A 20,828-nucleotide genomic window follows, 5' to 3' on the forward strand; every position below is an offset into this window, starting at 1 on the left:
CAAGAATTTTGGCGGACCGTGACCGCCATGCCACCGAGAGGACCGCGCCGACGTGAATCGCCCAGACCTCGAGAATGCCTCTCTTCCGCTGCTTGAGACGGTTCCCGGTTTCCGGTCTCTGCCGCGCGAGGCGTTGCGCGCGATCGCGGGCGGCTGTCGCGAGCGCTCGGCGACGCGCGATCAGGTGCTGTGCGAGAAGGGCCAGCGGCTCGATGGGTTCTACGTGCTGCTTGAGGGGCGGGTCAAGCTTGCCGTGCTCTCGTCCGATGGCGCGGAGAGGGTGCTGGATATCGTGCTGCCGGGTCAGACCTTCGCGGAGGCGGCGGCCTTTCTCGGCGAGCCTTATCCGCTCCATGCGCAGGCGTTGACCGACGCGCGTCTGCTGCATGTGCGGCTGCCTCGGGTGCGCCGTGCCATGGAGCGCTGGCCGGAGGTCGCCTTCCGGATGCTGACGCTCATGGCCCAGTGCACCCAGCGGCTCACCGCCGATCTGGAGGCTTGCTGTCTGCATTCGGCGGGGCAGCGGGTCGCGGGATTCCTGCTGCGCGAGGCCCAAACCAGCCGGGCGGCGGCGGATCAGGCCAGCCTCACCCTGCCGGCCGCCAAGTTGGTCGTCGCTTCCTGTCTCAACGTATCGCCCGAGACCTTCTCGCGCGAGCTGCACGGACTGGCGCGGCGGGGGCTGATCGAGGTCGAGCGACGTCAGATCCGCATTCCCTCCCTGACGCGGCTGCGCGCCCTGGCCGGGATCGACGGATCCCAGTGGAGCGCAACGGCGCGCTGGGAGAGGAGACCCCTTGCCATGGGAGTCCAGTCAGCATGAATCCGATGCCAGAGGCCAGTCCGGTCGAGCCGGTCGATGAGCCGACCGATGGGGACATCCTGAGCTGCGTGGTGCAGGTCAAGCCTGGCCGTGGACAGGCGGTCGCCGCCTACCTGGAGGCGCTGCCCGGCGTCGAGGTCCATGGCGGGATGGATGTCGACAGGCTGGTGGTCAGCATCGAAGACCAGGCCGGACACCTGGCGGCCGATCGGCTCGGGGCGCTCAACCTGATCGAGGGGGTGATCAACGCCATCCTCATCTATCACTGCGACGGACGCGCCCTGCGCGCGGACCCGTATGCCTCCCCAGTCCACGCGAACGCACATTGAACACCCCAGGAGGAACCGCCCGTGACCATGACCCGGCGTGAATTCATCAAGTCCCAGGCGGTGCTGGCCGCCGCCGCCGCAGCTGGCGTGGTACTGCCCGGCGGGGCGTCGGCCCAGGCCCCGGACCCGGCGGCGGATCTGGGTATTCGCTGGGACAAGGCGCCCTGCCGCTTCTGCGGCACCGGCTGCTCGGTGCTGGTCGGCGTCAAGGACGGCCATGTGGTCGCCAGCCAGGGCGATCCGGACGCGCCGGTCAACCGGGGGCTGAACTGCATCAAGGGCTACTTCCTGCCCAAGATCCTCTATGGACAGGACCGCCTGACCCAGCCGCTGCTGCGCAAGAAAGACGGCCAGTTCCACAAGGACGGCGAGTTTGAGGCGGTGAGCTGGGACGAAGCCTTCGACGTCATGGCGGAGCAGTGGAAGAAATCCATTCGCCGCTCCATGGCGGAGAACCAGGACAAGACGGTCGACGAGATGACCTCGCGGGTCGGCATGTTCGGCTCCGGTCAGTGGACGGTCTGGGAAGGCTACGCCGCCTCCAAGCTGCTCAAGGCCGGGCTGCGCTCCAACAACCTGGACCCCAACGCCCGGCACTGCATGGCCACCGCCGTGGTCGGCTTCATGCGCGCCTTCGGCATCGACGAGCCCATGGGCTGTTACGACGATCTGGAGCATGCCGATGTTTTCGTGCTCTGGGGCGCCAACATGGCCGAGATGCACCCCATCCTCTGGTCGCGTCTGACCGATACGCGCCTGTCGCGGCCGGGCTGCGAGGTGCATGTGCTCTCGACCTACGAGCACCGCTGCTTCGAGCTGGCCGACAACCCCATCGTCTTCACGCCTCAGACCGATCTGGCGATCCTCAACTACATCGCCAACTACATCATCGAGACCAAGTCCTATGACCAGGCATTTATCGACAAACACGTCCAGTTCGAGACCGCGACCACCGATATCGGCTACGGACTGCGGCCCGAGCATCCGCTAGAGAAGCGGGCCGCCAACGCGGGCGTCGACAAGAAACTCCCGTCGAGCTTCGAGGAATTCGCCAAACAGGTCGCGCCCTATACCCTGGAATACACCTCGGAGCTATCCGGCGTGCCCCAGGAGAACCTGCTGCGCCTGGCACGGGCCTATGCCGACCCCAACAAGAAAGTCAGTTCCTTCTGGACCATGGGCTTCAACCAGCACACCCGGGGCGTTTGGGCCAACAACGGCTGCTACAACATCCATCTGCTGATGGGCAAGATCTCCGAGCCCGGCAACAGCCCCTTCTCGCTCACCGGCCAGCCATCGGCCTGCGGGACCGCGCGCGAGGTCGGCACCTTCGCCCACCGGTTGCCGGCGGATCTCGTCGTCACCAAGCCTGAGCATCGCGCCTTCGCGGAGAAGATCTGGAAGCTGCCGAGCGGAACGGTCCCCGGCAAGGTCGGTTATCACGCCGTGCTCATGCACCGCATGATGAAAGACGGCAAGCTCAACTGCTACTGGCAGATGTGCAACAACAACATGCAGGCCGCCGCCAATCTCAACGAGGAATCCTATCCCGGCTGGCGCAACCCGGAGGTCTTCGTCACCGTCTCCGATCCCTATCCGACCGTCTCCGCCCAGGCCGCCGATCTGGTGCTACCCACCGCCATGTGGGTCGAGAAGGAAGGCGCTTACGGCAATGCCGAGCGGCGCACCCAGTTCTGGCGCGAGCAGGTGTCGGGTCCGGGTCAGTCCAAGTCAGACCTCTGGCAGATCATGGAGTTCGCCAAGCGCTTCAAGGTGGAGGAGGTCTGGCCGCCAGAGTTGATCGAAACGATGCCCAAGTACGCCGGCAAGACCCTCTATCAGGTGCTCTACACCAACGGTCAGGTCGACAGGTTCCCCTTCGATGGCAAGGTCGTCGACGACCGGGGCAACGAGTACGACAACCACGAGAGCAAGGACTTCGGCTACTACGTCCAAAAGGGTCTGTTCGAGGAGTACCGGATGTTCAACACGGGTCCGGACATCCTCAAGCGGGGCCATGAGATGGCCGAGTTCGGCGCCTACCACCAGGCGCGCGGTCTGCGCTGGCCGGTGATCGACGGCAAGGAGACCCTGTGGCGCTTCCGCGAGGGTTATGACCCCCATGTGCGGCATTACAACCCCGAGGTCACCAAGGGTGACGTCTATTTCTACGGCAACGCCAACGGGCGCGCGAACATCATCTTCGCGCCCTACGAGCCGGCCGCCGAAAGCCCGGACGCCGAGTTCGACCTCTGGCTCTGCACCGGCCGGGTGCTGGAGCACTGGCACTCCGGCTCCATGACTCGCCGCGTGCCGGAGCTGTATCGCGCGGTGCCCGACGCGGTCATCTACATGAGCAAAGAGGACGCCAAGGAGCGCCGGCTGCGCGACGGCCAAGTCGCGGTCATCTCCACCCGGCGCGGCGAGATCAAGGCCCGCGTCGAGACCCGAGGCCGCAACCGCCCGCCCAATGGTCTGGTCTTCGTCCCTTGGTTCGACGCCAACCGCCTGGTGAACAAGCTGACCCTGGACGCCACGGACCCGCTATCGAAGGAGACGGATTACAAGAAATGCGCCTGCAAGGTGGTGCGGGCCTGATCGCGCTTTCTGGTCACGAAGCTCCAGCTTCGTGACCCGAGCGATGAAGCTCTGCTTCACGTCTGCGCGGGCTAGGTGAAGCAGAGCTTCGTCTCGCGGGTGACGCAGCTAGAGCTGCGTCACCAGAGGCGTGGTTGGCTGGGCGTAAGCCGATCCACCCGCAGTCTGCCAACTGCCAACTGCCAACTGCCAACTGCCAACTGAAACCATCCCTATGAGCACCGAACGCCAAAAGTCCGGCAAGACCTTGGACCGCCGCCAGTTCATCGCAAGCGTGATGAAAACGGCCTGCGGCGTCGGTCTGCTCGGGCTCGGGCTGGGCCTCTACAGCCAGGGCGCGACCAGCCTGCCGGCCTGGGCAATCCGCCCACCGGGCGCGCTGCCGGAGGACGATTTCAACGGGGCCTGTATCCGCTGTGGTCTCTGTGTGCGCGACTGTCCGTTCGACATGCTGCACCTCGCCAAGCTGGGCGAGGAAGTCCCGACCGGGACGCCTTATTTCATCGCCCGCGAGGCCGGCTGTGAGATGTGCGAGGACATCCCTTGCGTCTCGGCCTGTCCGACCAACGCGCTCGATCACGCCCTGACCGACATCCGCGAGGCCGACATGGGGCTGGCGGTGCTCATCGATCAGGAGAGCTGCATCGCCTTCCAGGGGCTGCGCTGCGAGGTCTGTTTCAACGTCTGTCCGGTCCGGGGCGAGGCGATCACGCTCGACATGCAGCACAACGCGCGCTCCGGCAAGCACGCGCGGTTCGTCCCTGTGGTCCACTCGGAGCATTGCACCGGCTGCGGTAAGTGCGAGGAGGCGTGCATCCTGGACGTGGCGGCGATCAAGGTGCTGCCGCGCCATCTGGCCAAGGGACAGCTCGGGGCGCATTACCGTTTGGGCTGGGAGCAGAAGCGCGAGGCCGGCGGGGCACTGGTCACGCCGGACGCCGAGCATCGCTACAACCTGCCCGAGGGCATGGAGTACGAGCATGGCGGTCGCGGATTGATCCCGGAGGTCGTGCCCGGGCAACCGGCGAGCCCGGTCCCGGACAACCCGCTGGACGTGCTCAACCGCAAGGGGGCGCTTTAGATGAACGCCTTTCCCGGTCGGACCGCGCGCGCGGAGCAGGGCTGGTTCAAGGCGCACAAGTGGCTGTTGCTGCGGCGCGCGAGCCAGCTCGGTATCCTGGTGCTCTTTCTGGCCGGTCCGCTGGCCGGGATCTGGATCGTGACCGGCAACCTGTCCGCCAGTATGACTCTGGAGGTTCTGCCGCTTACCGATCCGCTGCTGTTGGCGCAGTCGATGCTCTCGGGCGCCTGGCCGGTCATGAGCGGTCTGATCGGCGCGCTCATCGTGCTCGTCTTCTACGCCCTGGTCGGCGGACGGGTCTTCTGCGCCTGGGTCTGCCCGGTCAACCTGGTGACCGACCTGGCCGCCTGGCTGGGTCGCCGCCTCGATATCCGCGCCAGCGGGCGGATTCCACGCGATGCGCGTTATTGGCTGCTCGGTCTGGTGCTGCTGTTTCCGCTGGCGACCGGCGTCATTGCCTGGGAATACCTCAACCCGGTCTCCATCGCCCATCGCGGTCTCATCTTCGGCATGGGTTGGGGCTGGACGCTGCTGCTGGCGGTGCTTCTCTACGATCTCTTCGTGGTGCGCCGCGGCTGGTGCGGCCACCTCTGTCCGGTCGGCGCCTTCTACGGGCTGATCGGCGTGAAGCCCGCCGTGCGGGTCGCGGCGGCCGGGCGGGAGCGCTGCGACGACTGCATGGACTGCTTCGCCATCTGCCCGGAGCCGCAGGTCATCAAGCCGGCCCTGAAGGGCGCCGCCCAGGGTATCGGCCCGCTCATCGCGGACATGCACTGCACTAACTGCGGACGTTGCATCGACGTCTGCGGCAAGAACGTCTTTGGCTTCACGCTCGCGTACCGGCGCGCTGGCCTCGGCCTGAGCGAGCCAGTCGGCGACGGAGCGAGCGCGGTGGCCGCGACGCGACACCCCGTATCCAGTCAACCGGGAGGATAGAGAAAGCGATGAATACAGCGACGGCAGCCATGCGATTGGGGTTGGCCGCGGCCTGCCTGGCGAGCGCCATCTGTGCCGCGGACGAGGCGTTGCTGCCGGGCGACGCCCTGCGCGACGCCTCGGGTCCGACGCCAAGCAAGCCCACCCTGGCCGTGCCTGGCGGGTTCGAGCGCGGCTGGGAAAAGCAGCCGCCGATGATCCCGCACCCGATCGACAAATACAACATCGACCTGCGCCAGAACGGCTGCCTCAAGTGCCACAGCCCGGCGACCTTCGAGGTCGCCAAGGCCCCGAAGGTGGGCGACAGCCACTTCCTGGATCGCGACGGCGTCAAGCTCGACCATCTGGCGCCGAGGCGCTACTTCTGCACCCAGTGCCACGCCGCGCAGACCGGGGCAATTCCGCTGGTCGACAACGTTTTCGAGGGAGGCTGACCCTCTAAGGTTAGCGCAGCGCACCCATCAGCGATTCGGGAAGGCCATCATGTCCGAGCACAGCAAGACCCCAGCACCCAAGTCCCCAGTCCGTCGCGCGACCTGGCTCATCCTGTCGGTGGGCATCGTCATCGGCATCCTCTTCTGGGGCGGCTTCAATACCGCCATGGAGGCGACCAATACCGAGCAATTCTGCATCTCCTGTCACGAGATGAAGGTCAACGTCTATCAGGAATACACCGACACCATCCACTACACCAACCGCACTGGGGTGCGGGCGATCTGCCCGGATTGCCATGTACCAAAGGATTGGGTGCACAAGATCGTGCGTAAGATTCAGGCGAGCAATGAGCTTTACCATCACTTCAAGGGCGATCTGGACACGCCCGAGCAGTTCGAGGCGAACCGGTTTCGCCTGGCACAGAACGTGTGGCGAACCATGAAACGCACCGACTCACGCGAATGCCGCAACTGCCACGAGTTCGACTCCATGGACTACAACAAGCAGGAATCCCGCAGCTCGCAGGGACACCAGGATGCCGAGGAAGCCGGACTGACCTGCATCGACTGCCACAAGGGCATTGCCCACAGTCTGCCGACGGAGTACGACCCTGAGCAGGATGTTCCGGGGAAGAGCATTTTCTATACGCGGAGCGAGTGAGGCGGGTCGGATTCAGGCCACCCTCGAACTGGTTGGCGGCTCCAGGCGCGAGTCTGTGTCCCGCAGGCACCGCGCGTGAAGGATTCAGGAATCGAGCGCGGCGGGTTCGAGGATGCGCTGGGTCCAGGTGCTGTGCGCCGTCAGTTCGCATCTCAAACCCTCAAACTTGAAAACGGCGCGGTCCTCGACCCATGATGCGGCGAGCCGTGCTGGCATGAGCGTGTAACAAGTCGCCGATGTACGAGCCGTCAGGCTCGCCGATGAATTGATTCCAGCCAGAAAGCCACTCCAGAAGGGGACGTACCGACACGAATTCGCGTCCTTCAAGGACATGGACAGATTCGCCCACCCCTACCCGCATCGCGGGAACAAAGTGTCTCAGTCGCCATTCCCTCGCTCCCCGCAACGCCTCTAACTACGCGGCTTCAGCCCCTCTCCGCCCCTTGGCATAGCCATTGCGAAAGGTTCTCTGTCGAGATCATCTCTCCAGGACGGCGCTGCGGATCTCATCCGCGCCGCCGCCCCTGGGCCTGATAACGGAGACTGAGGAGTGAAGACACGATGATGAATGCGCAGTCGCAACAGGTGCGCGAGTTGCTTCGGGAGGTCCATTACCCTGGCTTCTCGCGCGACATCGTTGCTTCGGGGTTCGTGGGGGAGATCCTCGCGATCGGTCCCATGGTGGAGGTCGAGTTTAAGCCCGATACGCGCGATCAGGAGAAGGTCGCGACCATGGAGCGTGAGATGCGCGCGGTGTTGCAGCGCGCCAATTTCGCGGACGTGCAGATCCGTCGTATCGCCCCCTACGTCCATGAGGTGCCCCTGCGCACCGCCGAGGATCTCGCCAAAGAGCTGAAGCGGGTCGCCGGGGGCGGGACCACGGAGCCCAACCGGCTCATGACCCCCTTGCAGGCGGAGTATTTGGAGGATGGCGAGCTGCCGGAGCCGGATCTGCTCGCGATCGCGCTCGGGCGTCCGGACATGGCGCCCGCGGCCGGCTATGGACCTGGGGGGCCAAAGCCGCTCAGCGGTCCGCGCGAGGCGATCAGTTACGACATCGGTGTTTCGGTCCTGCAATGGGACATCGACCCGCACGATCCCCAGGCCCGCACCGTTCAGCGCGAGATCGAGCTGGACGGCTGGGATTACCGCGTCTGGTGGCAGGCCCACCCGAGCGGCGATCTCCTTTACGTCTCGATGCAGGCGATGAAGGAGGACTGGGTCGACCACGACAACAACGCCGTGCCCCATCCGATCGGCCGCTCCGAGGCGGTGAATCTCGTCTATGACGAGCGGCGCGCGGCGGTGGTGGCGATCTACGGCACGGTGCGGGATTTCCGCCCCTTCGTGAAGGCGTTCTCACTGGCGCATGCCAGCGAGACCGGCGCGCAAGACCAACCGGACACCCAAGAGGCAGCACGGCCATGAGCAAGACCAAAGACGACAGCACAGAGAACGCCGGCTCCCGCTGGTTCCGTGAGCTGGACGAGCCGCGCAAGTGGGAGGACTTCTACCGGCGCCGCTGGCAGTACGACAAGTCGGTGCGCACCAGCCATAGCGTCAATTGCTCCGGCTCCTGCTCCTGGGAGGTCTTCGTCAAGAACGGCATGATCACCTGGGAGCTGCAGAAGACCGACTGGCCCCAGATCAACGATCACACGCCGAACTACGAGCCGCGCGGCTGTCAGCGCGGAATCTCGGCCTCCTGGTATCCCTACAGCCCGGTGCGTCCCAAATATCCCTACGTTCGTGGCGTGCTGCTCGATTTCTGGCGCGCCGAGCGCGAGGCGGGCAAGGACCCGGTCGCGGCCTGGGGCGCGATCGTCGAAAACCCGGAGCGCACCACGGCCTATCGCAACGCGCGCGGCAAGGCCGGCTGGCGTCGCACCAGTTGGGACGAGGCGACCGAGATCATCGCCGCCGCCAAGGTCTACACCATCAAGGAATACGGGGCGGACCATCTGGCGTCTTTCTCGCCGATTCCGGCGATGAGCATGGTGAGTTTTCTCTCCGGGCACCGCCTGTCCAATCTGCTCGGCGGCACCATGCTCAGCTTCTACGAGTGGTATCACGACCTGCCGCACGTCATGCCCATGATCTGGGGCGATCAGACCGACGTGCACGAGTCCGCCGACTGGTACCAGAGCGCCTACTGGATCGTCATGGGCTCCAACCTGCCGATGACGCGCACGGCGGACGCGCACTTCGCCTCCGAGCACAAGTACAACGGCGGCAAGCTGGTTAATCTCTCGCCGGACTACTCGGACGTCACCAAGTTCGCGGACCTCTGGGTGCCGGTACGTCCGGGCACGGACACCGCCTTCATCCTCTCCTGCATCCACGTCATCCTGCAGGAGTTCCACGTCAATCGCCGCTCCCAGTACTTCCACGACTACGTGGGGCAGTACACCAATCTGCCCTTCCTGGTGATCCTGGACGAGGAGGGCGACCACTATGCGAGCGGCCGGTTCCTGCGCGCCAGCGACCTGGAGGCTTACCAGGACGAGGAGCTGGGCGACTGGAAGATTCCCTGTCTCGGCAAGGACGGCGAGCTGCACCTGCCGGGCGGCTCGCTCGGCTTCCGCTGGGAGGAGCAGAACACCGGACGCTGGAACCTCAAGAACGAGGACGCGGTGACGGCCCAGCCGTTCGAGCCCATGCTGACCCTGATGGACGGCGAGTACGAGGAGGTCATCGTCGAGTACGCCGACTTCACGCACACCTTCAACGTCGAGTTCGGCACCACCGCGCTGCGGGGTGAGAAGGCGCAGAAGAGCCTGCGCGGCGTACCGAGCCGGATGATGACGAAGAAGGACGGCACCAAGGTCCGGGTCTCCACGGCCTATGACCTGCTGCTCGCCAGTTTCGGCGTGAACCGGGGGCTCTCGGGCGCGGGCTATCCCAAGGACTATGACGACGCCTCCCAAGCCTATACCCCGGCCTGGCAGGAGCAGGAGACCGGCGTCGACCGCAACCTGGCGATCCGGGTGGCGCGCGAATGGGCGGACACCGCCGAAAAGACTCAGGGCAAGTGTCTCTTCATCACCGGCTCGGGCATCCTGCACTGGTACCACGGCGGCTCCCTGACTTATCGCTCCGAGGCGGTCATGGGGATTCTGACCGGCTGTCAGGGGCGCAACGGCGGCGGCTTCGCGCACTACGTGGGCACCGAGAAGATCCGCAACATGGCCGCCATCGGCACCATCGGCAACGCGGCCGACTGGGGCAACGTCGGGCGGCAGATGAACTCCACCTCCTACTTCTACTTCCACACGGATCAGTGGCGCTACGACGGCATGAGCCTGGACCCGCTCTGGGCGCCGCGTGCCAAGGAGATGCCGGCCAAGGCCAATCATGCCGCCGATATGAACGCGGTCGCGGTGCGCAACGGCTGGCTGCCCTTCTTCCCGCAGTTCGACGAGCGCAATCCCACGGATGTGATGCAGGACGCGCGCAAGGCCGGCTGCGAGAGCCTGGACGAGGTCAAGACCTGGGTCGCGAAGCAGTTCAAGGAGCGCAAGCTCAAGTTCGCGCTGCCCAACGTGGACTCGCCCAGGAACCACCCGAAGGTGCTCTGGATCTATCGCGGCAATCTCATCGGCACCAGCATGCGCGGGCACGAGCTGAACCTGAAGCACATGCTCGGCACCCACAACAATGTGCTGGGCGGCGAGACCCGCGCCAAGGACATGGTCAACGAGATCGACTGGACCGAGAACGCGCCGCTCGGGAAGCTGGATCTCATCTACAACGTCAATCTGCGGATGGACTCCTCCGCCAACTACTCCGACATCGTGCTCCCCACGGCGCACTGGTACGAGAAGTTCGACCTCACCTGCACGGATCTGCATTCCTTCCTGCATCCCTTCACGCCGGCGCATGACCCGGCCTACGAGTCCAAGCACGACTGGGAGGCCTTCCGGATCATCGCCGAGAAGGTCAGCGCGCTGGCCAAGACCCATCTGCCGGACCCGATCGAGGATCTGGTGATGACGGCGCTGAGCACGGACACGCCCGACGAGATGGCGCAACCCATGGGCGAGCTGCGCGACTGGTGGACCGGGGAGAGCGAGCCGATTCCGGGCAAGACCTTCCCGAACGTCAGCGTTGTGACACGGGACTACACCAAGATTCACGACATGTACACCACCCTGGGTCCGGCGGTCACCAAGCCCTACGGCTATGGCGCCAAGGGGATCAAGGGCGATCTCGCCGAGGCTTACGAGCAGATGAAGGAGAGCTATCTGGTCGGCGAGAAGCAGGGCCGGCCGAACATGGAAACGGCGGCAAAGGTGTGCGAGGTCATCCTGCGCATCTCACCGGAGAGCGACGGCGAGCTGTCCTACCAGATCTTCAAGAACCTGGAGAAGCGCTGCGGGGTGCCGCTCGCGCACATCGTCGAGCCGGAGCGCGAGACCGCCTATCACTACCCGGATCTCATCTCCCAGCCCCGGCGCGCCCTGACCTCGCCCCATTGGTCCGCGATCGAGACCAAGGGCCGGACCTACTCGCCCTGGACGCTCAACATCGAGGCCCTGAAACCCTTCCACACCCTGACCGGACGGCAGGAGATCTATTACGACCACCGCATGTTCCGCGACCTCGGCGAGGACTTCCCGGTCTACAAGCCGCCCGTGGACATGGTGTCGATCGGCGATGTGGCCCAGAAGGACATCCAGATGAAAGGGGCCAAGCTGTTCCGCTTCATCACCCCGCATCAGAAGTGGGGCATCCACAGCATGTTCGGCGACTCCTGGCAGATGCAGAACATGTTCCGCGGCGGGCCGACGGTTTGGATCAACGACGACGACGCCCGCGACATCGACGTCAAGGACAACGACTGGGTGGAGATCTTCAACGAGAACGGCATCCAGGTCGCCCGCGCCGTGGTCAGCCACACGGTCCCGCGCGACATGTCGATCGTCTATCACCAGACCGAGCGGCATGTGAACGTGCCCTTCTCCTCGCTCGCCAGGGAACGGGGCGTCAGCGATCTGCGCGGCGGCAATAACAACGCCACCACCCGGATCATGATGAACCCGGCCACCATGGTCGGCGGCTATGCCAACTGGACCTATTGGCTCAACTACCAGGGCACCAGTCCATCGGAGCGCGACTGCGTGGTGCTGATCCGCAAGAAGCCGATGGAGACGCGCGGGCGGAAGGTCATCTATCAAGAGTCGCAGCTCAACGTCGGGGCATAACCTCATGCGCATCAAGCAACAGATGGGAATCGTCTTCAACCTGGATAAGTGTCTGGGTTGTCAAACCTGCACCATTGCGTGCAAGAACGTCTGGACCAACCGCGAAGGCGCGGAATACATGTTCTGGAACAACGTCGAGACCAAACCCGGCGCGGGTTATCCCAAGCAGTGGGAGAACCAGGTGAAGTACCGGGGCGGCTGGAAGCAGGACCCGGAGGGCGATGTTCCCAAGCTCAATCAGGCGTCGCGTTTCTGGGAGATGATCAGTCTCTTCTACAACCCCGTGCTGCCGCAGATGAATGATTACTACGGCAAGGGGCCTTTCACCTTCACCTACGAGGATCTGCATTCGGAGCAGCCGACCAAGTATTCGCAGCCGGTCGCGCGTCCCAAGTCGCAGATCACGGGCGAGGAGGACATTGAGCTGACCTATGGGGTCAACTGGGAGGACAACGGCGCCGGCACGCACGAGGAGGGGACCGGCTCGCTCGACTACAACTTCAGCGACATGACACCGGAGGCCCGCAAGGCACTGCTGAAGTTCGAGCAGTCCTTCATGATGTACCTGCCCCGGATCTGCAACCACTGCCTCAATCCGGCGTGCGTCGGCTCCTGTCCCTCGGGGGCCAACTACAAGCGCGAGGAGGATGGCATCGTCCTGATCGACCAGGATCGCTGCCGGGGCTGGCGCTATTGCGTTTCGGGCTGTCCCTACAAGAAGACCTACTACAACTGGCGCACCGGCAAGTCGGAGAAGTGCATCCTCTGCTTCCCGCGCTTGGAGACCGGCCAGCCGCCGATGTGCTTCCAGGCCTGCGTCGGGCGCATCCGCTATCTGGGGCCGCTGCTTTACGACCTGGATCGGGTCGCCGAGGTGGCCAACACCAAGGACGAGAAGGATCTGGTGGCGCGCCATCGCGAGATCATCCTCGACCCCTTCGATCCGGAGGTCATCGCCGAGGCCAAGCGCCAGGGGATCTCGGACAACTGGCTGGACGCTTGCCGCCGCTCGCCGGTCTTCAAGATGGTCAAGGAGTGGGAGATCGCGCTGCCGCTGCATCCGGAGTTCCGCACCCTGCCCAGTCTCTTCTACATCCCGCCGGAGAGTCCGGTGCAGACGGCCAAGCCGAACGAGCGGGGCACGCTCGACATGGTCGATGGCGGAACGGTGCTGCCGGACCTCAAGGAGTTCCGCATCCCGATCGAGTATCTGGCGCGTCTGCTGGCGGCCGGCAATACCGAGCTGGTCGAGACGGCGCTGCTGCGTCAGCTCGCGCTGCGCGAGTTCCGGCGGCAGGAGCGGGTCGAGGGCCGCACCGACGACAGCATCCTCAAGGCCGTCGGGCTGACCGTCGAGCAGGCGCGGCACATGCACCGGCTGCTGTCGCTGGCGCATTTCCACGAGCGCTTCGTCATCGCCACCTCGCGCACCGAGGACACCGACAACGCGCCCTATCTGGAGCGCGGCTTCACCGGGTACGACCTCTTGGCTCCGGAACAGAGTCCCAAGCGGCGCACCTCCTTCCACGGCAACAAGATGGGTGTGGGGAGCTGACCATGAGCGCCGTCCGACTGACTGAATCCTTCGCGCAGGAATTGGGATCGACGGGGTCGGCGGGCTGGGATCTCGGGGCCATGTACGGGGTGATCGCGGAGCTGTTGCTCAATCCAGCCGTCCGGGATGCCGGACGGCTGGAGCGCTACCTCGAAGCCCTGCCACGGACGCCGATGCGTGACAGCATCGAGCGTTTCCTGGACTCCCCAACCGCGCACGACGTCGATGAATACACCCAGACCCTGGAGCTGACGCCGCCCTGTCCGCTCTATCTGGGGGCGCATCTCTATGACGAGCCCAACTCCTGCCGGGGCGCGGGGGCCTGCGGGCGCAACCAGTACATGATCGAACTCAAGGCCATGTACGAGCACTTCGGGTTCGACCTGGCGGGGGCGGAACTGCCGGATTTCCTACCGGTGATGATCGAGTTCCTGGCGATCAGCGCCGACCACCCGGAGCGCGACGGTATCGGTCTGCGACGACGCTTCGTCGACCAGTATCTCCTGCCGGGCATTCCACCGATGCGCAAGGCGCTGCAGAAATACGAGAGCGTCTATGACCTGTTGATGGAGGCGCTGGAGTCGGTTGCGGAGGAAGACCAGGAGCGTCTCGCCGACGACCCGGTCTGGCTCGATCCGGAGGTCAAGGCGACCATCCCGGTGCGCATGGGTAGCCCGGCCGAAGTGCCGTCTTCTCAAGGTCTGTCAATGACAGGGTGGGAACGCTGATGAACGACTATCTTGGTTCGAGTTATCTGATCTGGGGCGTCTTTCCCTATGTGGCGCTCACGCTCTTCTTCGTGGTGCCCTTCATCCGCATGGTCTACCGGCCCTTTGGCATGAGCACCCGCGCCAGCGGGATCTTTCTCGGCCGCGACATCCTGGGCCTGGCGGCGCACCTGCTGCACTGGGGCATCTTCCTGGTCTTCTTCGGCCATCTCGCCGGGCTGATCGGCGGCATCCTGGGCTGGGGCGCCTGGGTCGGGGCCTTCTTCTGGATGGCGACGCTCGGCGGCCTGGCCGCCATCGCCGGCTCCATCATCGCCCTGGCGCGTCGAATCCAGGTGCCGGAGATGCGCGCCATGAGCCAGCCGGACGACTATGCCGTGCATCTCTTCCTGATCGCGATCCTCGGCATCGCCATCTATCAGGCGCTGGTCCATCGCATCTGGGGCGTCTCCTTCACCGCCGGACCCTGGTTCGCAAGCCTCTGGCGCTTCTCGCCGCAACCGGAGCTGATGGCCTCCGCGCCATTACTCACCAAGCTCCATGTGCTGCTGGCCTTCGCCTTCGCGGCCTATTTCCCCTTCACCAAGCTGATCCACGCCTGGACGCTGCCGGTCAACTATTTTGTCCGGCCCTATCAGGTGCTGCGCACGGCCGCCAAGAAGTTCCAGAACGGCTGGGTGCTGGGGTGCTGGGAGTTCAAAGGAGTCACGGATAAGTCCTATATGACCTATCTGGCGGTCGGCGTCATCCTGGTGCTGGGCCTGATCGGTCTCACCCTGCCCGGACCCAACCTGGATGGACTGGTTCAGGAGGCGCAGGCCAAGACGACCACAGCGGAGCCATCGGAGGCGACGCCTGGTCGGACGGTGCTCGACGGCTATCCGCTCTATGTGAGTCAGTGCGCCCGCTGCCACGGCCTGAAGGGTCACGGCGATGGCCCAGGGGCCAAGTCGCCGACCTTCAGCGCCGTGCCACGCGACCTCACCGCCGGACACTTCCAGTTCATCTCCACGAGCAATGGGGTCGCTTCCAACATCGATCTGCGCCATGTGATCGTCAATGGACTGCACGGCTCAGGCATGCCGAATTTTGGCCGGCTCTCCGAACGACAAGTGGCTTCACTGATCGAGACGGTCAACTTCCTCTGGAAGGATCGCCCCGAGCCTGGCGAGCGGATCGCCATCCCGGAGCGTCCGGCCACGACGGCGGCCATGATCGCCCAGGGCAAGCAGGACTATGCCAGTCTCTGCACCGTTTGCCACGGCGACACCGGCGCGGGCGACGGGGTCTTGACCAAGCTCCGAACGGATGCCGTCGGTCACGTCATTCCACCACGCAATCTGCGGACCGAACCGCTGAAGGGCGGCGCCAGCCCGACGCAGTTGTATTACCGCATCGCCGCCGGGATGCCGAGAGCGAAAGGCGAATGGCTCATGCCGCATTACGCCAGTATCGGGCCGGAGCGGATTTGGGCATTGATCGCCTATCTGGAGCACGACATCCTGCCGAAAGGGCAGGTCGCAAGTGCTCAACGGCCGTAGATGGGTAGAGCGAAGCGAAACCCATCTTCCCAACGCCGAACCTCAAGCGTGAGTAGGGTGCGGTCAGGGACGAACCGCACCAGCCGGTTGAGGAACGTACCGGGGCCTTTGACATCTTTACGGGTCCGCGTCCCTTGGCATTCCAACTCCTGGCGGAACAAGAGTCATGCGCTACCCAACCGCTGCGTGGGCCATGCCGAGTCTGTTTGGGAATTGGATCGCGAACCTCCCTCCAGCCTCGTTCGCGCTCGTGATGGCCACGGGCATCGTGTCCATTGCGAGCGAGACGGTGGGGCTGTATTGGGTCGCGATCCCCTTGTTTCTCATCAACCTCATCGCTTTCGCTGTTCTGTGGGTCATGACCCTGCTGCGCCTGTTCCTCTACCCGGTCCGCCTGATGGGCGATCTGCGGGCGCACGCCCTGGGGCCGGGCTACTTCACCATGGTTGCGGGAACCAGCGTGATCGGGGTCCAGATCCTCACGTTCACCGGCCAAACGGACCTGGCGGCGGGGTTGTGGGTTCTGGCGCTGGCGCTCTGGCTGCTGATCACCTACGCCTTTTTCACCAGCATCATCGTTCAGCCGGAAAAGCCTTCGTTGGTGACGGGCTTGAGCGGCGTCTGGCTGATCGCGTCGGTCGCGACCCAGTCCATCGCGGTGCTCGGGACACTGGTCGCCGAGCGCCTCCCGGATCGACAGGAGAGCATCCTTTTTCTCTGTCTGCTCTTCTATCTGATGGGCTGCATGCTCTACATCAACATCATGAGCCTGGTCTTCTACCGGCTGACCTTCAAGCCCGTCGAGCCCGTCAACATCACCCCCCCGTACTGGATCAACATGGGCGCGACCGCGATCGCGACCCAGGCCGGCGCCATTCTGATCCTGCACGCCGGGGCCTCGCCGCTGCTGCTCGATCTGAGCCCTTTCGTGAAAGGCTTCACGCTCTTCTTCTGGGCTGCCGGCACCTGGTGGATTCCACTGCTCATCGGTCTCGGAATCTGGACCCATGGTGTTCGGCGTGTCCCCATCGTCTACACACCCATGCTCTGGGGCGCGGTCTTTCCGCTCGGGATGTATACGGCTAGCACCTATCAGTTGGCGCTGGCCCTGGACCTGGAGGGACTGACGCGGCTCCCCGCGATCACGCTCCCGATCGCGCTTGCCGCCTGGGGGCTGACCTTTTTCGGCCTGCTGCGGCGTCTGATCCGAAACCTCCGCGCGCTGGCCCAAGGCTTCGCGGACTGTTCGCGGACTGAATGACCCTCGGAGTGACGCGCCCTTTCGGTTCACAGGAGCCATCGCCCATGCATGAGATCCGTGGTTATTGCCCGCTCTGCATTTCACGCTGCGGAGCCATTTCCAGCGTCGAGGACGGGCGCTTGATCGGGGTGCGTCCCGATCCCGAGCACCCGACCGGCGGTAGCTTCTGCATCAAGGGGCGGGCGGCCCCGGAGCTGGTGCATAGCGAGCGGCGACTGCTGCATCCGCTGATGCGCACGCGTCCGAAAGGGGAGGGCGACCCCGGCTGGCGGCGCGTCTCCTGGGAAGAGGCACTGAGCTTCACGGCGGAGCGGATGCGCGCGAGCGCGGATCGGCATGGCGCGGAATCGGTCGTTTTCGGGGTCACCACACCGAGCGGAACCGCCGTCGCGGACGCCTTCGGCTGGATCCATCGTCTGGCCCATGCCTTCGGCAGCCCGAACGTCCTCTTCGCGACCGAGAACTGTAACTGGCATAAGGACTTCGGCAGCGCCCTGACGTTCGGATCGAACATCGGCGTCCCGGACTTCGAGCACACCGGCTGTATGCTCTTCTGGGGATTCAATCCGTCCACCTCTTGGCCCGCCTTTGCGCGGGAGGCGGCGCAGGCCCGGCGTCGCGGCGCACGGCTGATCGTGGTCGATCCCCGTCGGGTCGGGCTCGCGGCATCCGCCGACCAGTGGCTCGCGGTGCGCCCCGGAACCGACGGCATCCTGGCGCTCTCGATCGCCGGGGAACTGATCGAGCACGGCTGGTACGACGCGCAGTTCATCGCGCGCTGGTCGAATGGCCCTCTGCTGGTGCGCGCCGATAACGGTCGCTTCGTGCGCACCGATGGCGATGCCCTGATGGTCTGGGATTCCGGCCGGCAACGGCCGCTGGCCTATGATCCGACCAGCGGTCGCTATCCGGACGGACCGCCGGCGCGCGCGGCGCTCTTCGGGGACCGGGTGGTGCGGGAGCGCGGCCATCCGGTGCAATGCCGGCCGGCCTTTCAGTGTCTGGCCGAGCGCTGCGCCGAGTATCCGCCAGCGCGCGCGGCGGCCCTCTGCGGCCTTCCCGAGGACCAGATTCGCGAGACCGCGCGTCTCCTGCAGACGTCCGGACCCGTCAGCTTCTTCCATTGGGCCGGGATCTGCCAGCAGGCGGACGCCACCCAGACCGGCCGCGCGATCGGGCTGCTCCATGCGCTGACCGGCGACTTCGGGGCTTCCGGCGGCAACCGGCGCTTCGCCGCGCCGCCGCTCAATGACATCATGGGCCTGGATCTGCTGCCGCCAGACCAGATCGGCAAGACCCTTGGGCGTGCGGAGCGGCCCCTCGGTCCACCCGCCAGGGGCTGGGTCACGAGCCGGGATTTCGCCCGCGCGGTGCTCGACGTCGAGCCCTACCCGGTGCGGGGTCTGCTGAGCTTCGGCGCCAATCCGCTGCTCACCAAACCCAACACGCCAACCCTCGTGCCGGCCTTGCGTACCCTCGATTTCCATGTCCACGCGGATCTGTTCCTCAACCCCACGGCGGATGAGGCCGATCTGGTGCTTCCGGTGGCATCGCCCTGGGAGCGCGATGGCCTGGCGGCCGGATTCCAGCTCGGCGAGCGAGGCTCGGCCTGGCTGCAGTACCGTCAAGCGGTGCTCCCCCCGATGGGCGAGAGCCGGTCGGATACCGCCATCGTCTTCGCGCTCGCGGAGCGGCTTGGTCTGGGAGACCGCTTCTTCGACGGCGACCAACGGGCGGGGATGCGCCATCAGATCGCCCCGACCGGAATTTCGCTTGAGGAGTTGGAGCGCCATCCTGAGGGGGTGCTGCTGCCGCTCGCGACGGAAGATCGCTCCTATCGGCGCCATGGCTTCGCAACGCCCACCCGGCGACTCGAACTCTATTCCGAAGCCCTGCTGGACGTGGGGCAATCCCCGCTTCCGGCGTTCGAGATCGACAGGCTACCCGTGAGCGATCCCTATCCACTGCGGCTCACCACGGGGAAATCGCCCTATTACTGTCACAGTCAACACCATGCCTTGCCGGCGCTGCGCGGCAAGCTACCCGAGCCGCTGGTCGAGCTGGATCCGGAGCTGGCCGAACGCGCGGGGATCTCGGAAGGGGATTGGGTCCGGATCCAGTCAGCGGTCGGCTCGATGCGCGCGCGCGCCCGCATCACCGCCGGGATCGCGGCCAACACCCTGTGCGCGCAATACGGATGGTGGGAGTCCTGTCCGGAACTCGGTTTGCCGGACTACGCCATCGACCGCTTCAACTACAACGCGCTGATCGACGACGCACGTTTCGATCCGGCCAGCGGCTCCAACGCGATGCGCGGTTATCCCTGCTCGATCGCGCTCGACGGCCCGTCCCCAACTGCTGTCACCACACTTGGAGGTTCGTCATGAATCCATTGCATTCGATCAAAGGGGTCTGGATTGCAGGGCTGCTCATCTCCCTGCTGCTCGCCATGATCGTCCATCTTATCAGCGGCGATGGGCTGCTGGATTTCGATGAGCTGGCCTTCGTGCGCTGGGCGCACATCGTCGCCGGCATCCTTTGGGTCGGGCTGCTCTATTACTTCAACTTCGTCCAGATGCCCGCGATCGCGGCGGCCACCGCCGATCCGAGCGGACCGGGACCCGCCGCGATCGGCAAGTACATCTTGCCCAGGGCGCTGCTCTGGTTCCGCTGGGCGGCACTGGCGACCTGGTTGAGCGGCGCCTGGTATCTGGCCCGCACCGACCAGTTGCTGGCCGCCTTCACTTTGGGTCTGAGTCGCGGCGGCGATACCGCCTACGGACTGCCCATGGGGATCGGCGTCTGGCTGGGGACGATTCTGCTGATCAACGTCTGGCTCGTGCTCTGGCCGAATCAGAAGAAGGTCATGGGGCTCGCGAAATCGGAAGGCGAGGCGGATCTCGCCCGGGCCAGGAAGACCATCGCCACCGTCGCGCGGATCAATGCCGTGCTCTCGATTCCCATGCTGATGTTCATGGTCGCCGGCGGTCACGGGGTCGCCTTGTGACCAGCCCGCGACACTGAGCGGGGGCGATGCGGATCCGCGCGCCCATCGAGCGGATCGCGACGGCGCGGGGTGCCCGGAGACGGCATGACCTAAGTCAAGGAAAGCGTCCCTGGGGCGGACCGAGAATCCACGACAGCCGCGTCCGGTCGGCGCCGTTCGCGTCGCCGCCCATCCCGACCGCCAATCCTGACCCGCTCCTGACCGCCGATCCAGACCAAGAGGAACTCCCATGTCCGCGTCCTCCGCCATCACCGATACCCTGACCGCAGATCATCGCCGCTGTGACCGGTTGCTCGCCGCCGTGGAGGTCTCCGGGCGCGCGGTCGACTGGTCCCAGGTCGCGCGCGAGACCGACGCCTTCCGCGCGGCGATGGAACGCCATTTCGTCTTCGAGGAAGAGGTGCTGTTCCCGCCGTTGGAAAACGTCTCGCCGCTGTCGGCGGGTCCCACTGAGATGATGCGCCAGCAGCACACGCAGATCCGCCAACTGCTCGCCGACCTGGGCGAGGCCGCGAGCGCCGGGGACGCCGCCGAGTACGCGGGCCTCGGCGAGACGCTCCATTTCATGATCCAGCAGCACAATGCCCAAGAAGAGGGCATGCTCTATCCGCTTGCGGATCGCGCCCTGGGCGAAGAGGGCGCGCGCCTGGCCGCGCGGCTCGGGATCTGA

General features: G+C 65.2%; 16 protein-coding genes. All 16 read left to right on the forward strand.

Translation table 11 applies throughout. The features are described 5' to 3' along the window. Positions 1–52: 52 nt before the first annotated feature. The 16 genes from CCR95_RS10900 (at position 53) to CCR95_RS10975 (ending at position 20,828) form a co-directional block, all read left to right on the forward strand. Positions 53–823: a cyclic nucleotide-binding domain-containing protein gene (locus CCR95_RS10900; protein ID WP_201094256.1), complete on the forward strand. Its 771-nt coding sequence runs from the start codon at positions 53–55 to the stop codon at positions 821–823. Continuing rightward, the gene (locus CCR95_RS10905; RefSeq protein WP_201094257.1) at positions 820–1,152 is read left to right on the forward strand and encodes a chaperone NapD; all 333 of its coding nucleotides are present in this window, start codon (positions 820–822) and stop codon (positions 1,150–1,152) included. Before CCR95_RS10900 ends, CCR95_RS10905 begins: the two co-directional genes overlap by 4 nt. Before the next feature lie 27 nt (positions 1,153–1,179). Further along, the gene (napA, locus tag CCR95_RS10910) at positions 1,180–3,750 is read left to right on the forward strand and encodes a nitrate reductase catalytic subunit NapA (RefSeq protein WP_207188590.1); all 2,571 of its coding nucleotides are present in this window, start codon (positions 1,180–1,182) and stop codon (positions 3,748–3,750) included. A gap of 214 nt (positions 3,751–3,964) precedes the next feature. Then, complete coding sequence (napG, locus tag CCR95_RS10915; protein WP_201094259.1) at positions 3,965–4,831, forward strand: ferredoxin-type protein NapG; 867 nt, start codon at positions 3,965–3,967, stop codon at positions 4,829–4,831. Then, positions 4,832–5,767, forward strand: a complete 936-nt coding sequence (napH, locus tag CCR95_RS10920) for a quinol dehydrogenase ferredoxin subunit NapH (protein ID WP_201094260.1) — start codon at positions 4,832–4,834, stop codon at positions 5,765–5,767. 8 nt (positions 5,768–5,775) lie between these two features. Continuing rightward, positions 5,776–6,201 (forward strand): nitrate reductase cytochrome c-type subunit, encoded by a 426-nt coding sequence (locus CCR95_RS10925; protein WP_201094261.1) that lies wholly within the window; start codon positions 5,776–5,778, stop codon positions 6,199–6,201. A gap of 49 nt (positions 6,202–6,250) precedes the next feature. Next, positions 6,251–6,862, forward strand: a complete 612-nt coding sequence (locus tag CCR95_RS10930; RefSeq protein ID WP_201094262.1) for a NapC/NirT family cytochrome c — start codon at positions 6,251–6,253, stop codon at positions 6,860–6,862. 561 nt (positions 6,863–7,423) lie between these two features. Further along, positions 7,424–8,290, forward strand: coding sequence for a hypothetical protein (locus tag CCR95_RS10935; RefSeq protein ID WP_201094264.1), 867 nt, complete (start codon positions 7,424–7,426; stop codon positions 8,288–8,290). Next, entirely contained in the window at positions 8,287–12,066 is a 3,780-nt protein-coding gene (locus CCR95_RS10940) for a nitrate reductase subunit alpha (protein WP_201094266.1), read from the forward strand. Before CCR95_RS10935 ends, CCR95_RS10940 begins: the two co-directional genes overlap by 4 nt. 4 nt (positions 12,067–12,070) lie before the next feature. Beyond that, a complete protein-coding gene (gene narH / locus CCR95_RS10945; RefSeq protein ID WP_201094269.1) occupies positions 12,071–13,621 on the forward strand; it encodes a nitrate reductase subunit beta in 1,551 nt (516 codons plus the stop codon). A gap of 2 nt (positions 13,622–13,623) precedes the next feature. After that, a complete protein-coding gene (locus tag CCR95_RS10950) occupies positions 13,624–14,349 on the forward strand; it encodes a nitrate reductase molybdenum cofactor assembly chaperone (protein WP_201094271.1) in 726 nt (241 codons plus the stop codon). Continuing rightward, positions 14,349–15,890 carry a respiratory nitrate reductase subunit gamma gene (locus CCR95_RS10955; protein WP_201094273.1) on the forward strand — a complete coding sequence of 514 codons (1,542 nt, stop codon included), beginning with the start codon at positions 14,349–14,351 and terminating at the stop codon, positions 15,888–15,890. Before CCR95_RS10950 ends, CCR95_RS10955 begins: the two co-directional genes overlap by 1 nt. A 166-nt stretch (positions 15,891–16,056) precedes the next feature. Next, positions 16,057–17,151, forward strand: a complete 1,095-nt coding sequence (locus tag CCR95_RS10960) for a tellurite resistance/C4-dicarboxylate transporter family protein (protein ID WP_201094275.1) — start codon at positions 16,057–16,059, stop codon at positions 17,149–17,151. A 44-nt stretch (positions 17,152–17,195) separates the two neighbouring features. Next, on the forward strand, positions 17,196–19,538 hold the full coding sequence (locus tag CCR95_RS10965) for a molybdopterin-containing oxidoreductase family protein (protein ID WP_201094276.1): 2,343 nt from the start codon (positions 17,196–17,198) through the stop codon (positions 19,536–19,538). Further along, a complete protein-coding gene (locus tag CCR95_RS10970; RefSeq protein WP_242523180.1) occupies positions 19,535–20,158 on the forward strand; it encodes a hypothetical protein in 624 nt (207 codons plus the stop codon). The genes CCR95_RS10965 and CCR95_RS10970 overlap by 4 nt, the downstream gene beginning before the upstream one ends. A gap of 229 nt (positions 20,159–20,387) precedes the next feature. Next, positions 20,388–20,828, forward strand: a complete 441-nt coding sequence (locus tag CCR95_RS10975; RefSeq protein ID WP_201094277.1) for a hemerythrin domain-containing protein — start codon at positions 20,388–20,390, stop codon at positions 20,826–20,828.

It is taken from the genome of Thiocystis minor, assembly GCF_016653465.1.
GTDB classification, from domain to species: Bacteria; Pseudomonadota; Gammaproteobacteria; order Chromatiales; family Chromatiaceae; genus Chromatium; species Chromatium minus.

Bases quoted from the DNA above. Each gene is read 5' to 3' on its own strand.
- CCR95_RS10960 (WP_201094275.1), top strand. From the start codon at position 16,057: ATGCGCTACCCAACCGCTGCGTGGGCCATGCCGAGTCTGTTTGGGAAT.
- napH (WP_201094260.1), top strand. From the start codon at position 4,832: ATGAACGCCTTTCCCGGTCGGACCGCGCGCGCGGAGCAGGGCTGGTTC.
- CCR95_RS10930 (WP_201094262.1), top strand. From the start codon at position 6,251: ATGTCCGAGCACAGCAAGACCCCAGCACCCAAGTCCCCAGTCCGTCGC.
- CCR95_RS10965 (WP_201094276.1), top strand. From the start codon at position 17,196: ATGCATGAGATCCGTGGTTATTGCCCGCTCTGCATTTCACGCTGCGGA.
- CCR95_RS10925 (WP_201094261.1), top strand. From the start codon at position 5,776: ATGAATACAGCGACGGCAGCCATGCGATTGGGGTTGGCCGCGGCCTGC.
- CCR95_RS10940 (WP_201094266.1), top strand. From the start codon at position 8,287: ATGAGCAAGACCAAAGACGACAGCACAGAGAACGCCGGCTCCCGCTGG.
- CCR95_RS10905 (WP_201094257.1), top strand. From the start codon at position 820: ATGAATCCGATGCCAGAGGCCAGTCCGGTCGAGCCGGTCGATGAGCCG.
- CCR95_RS10955 (WP_201094273.1), top strand. From the start codon at position 14,349: ATGAACGACTATCTTGGTTCGAGTTATCTGATCTGGGGCGTCTTTCCC.
- napG (WP_201094259.1), top strand. From the start codon at position 3,965: ATGAGCACCGAACGCCAAAAGTCCGGCAAGACCTTGGACCGCCGCCAG.
- narH (WP_201094269.1), top strand. From the start codon at position 12,071: ATGCGCATCAAGCAACAGATGGGAATCGTCTTCAACCTGGATAAGTGT.
- napA (WP_207188590.1), top strand. From the start codon at position 1,180: ATGACCCGGCGTGAATTCATCAAGTCCCAGGCGGTGCTGGCCGCCGCC.
- CCR95_RS10950 (WP_201094271.1), top strand. From the start codon at position 13,624: ATGAGCGCCGTCCGACTGACTGAATCCTTCGCGCAGGAATTGGGATCG.
- CCR95_RS10935 (WP_201094264.1), top strand. From the start codon at position 7,424: ATGATGAATGCGCAGTCGCAACAGGTGCGCGAGTTGCTTCGGGAGGTC.
- CCR95_RS10970 (WP_242523180.1), top strand. From the start codon at position 19,535: ATGAATCCATTGCATTCGATCAAAGGGGTCTGGATTGCAGGGCTGCTC.
- CCR95_RS10975 (WP_201094277.1), top strand. From the start codon at position 20,388: ATGTCCGCGTCCTCCGCCATCACCGATACCCTGACCGCAGATCATCGC.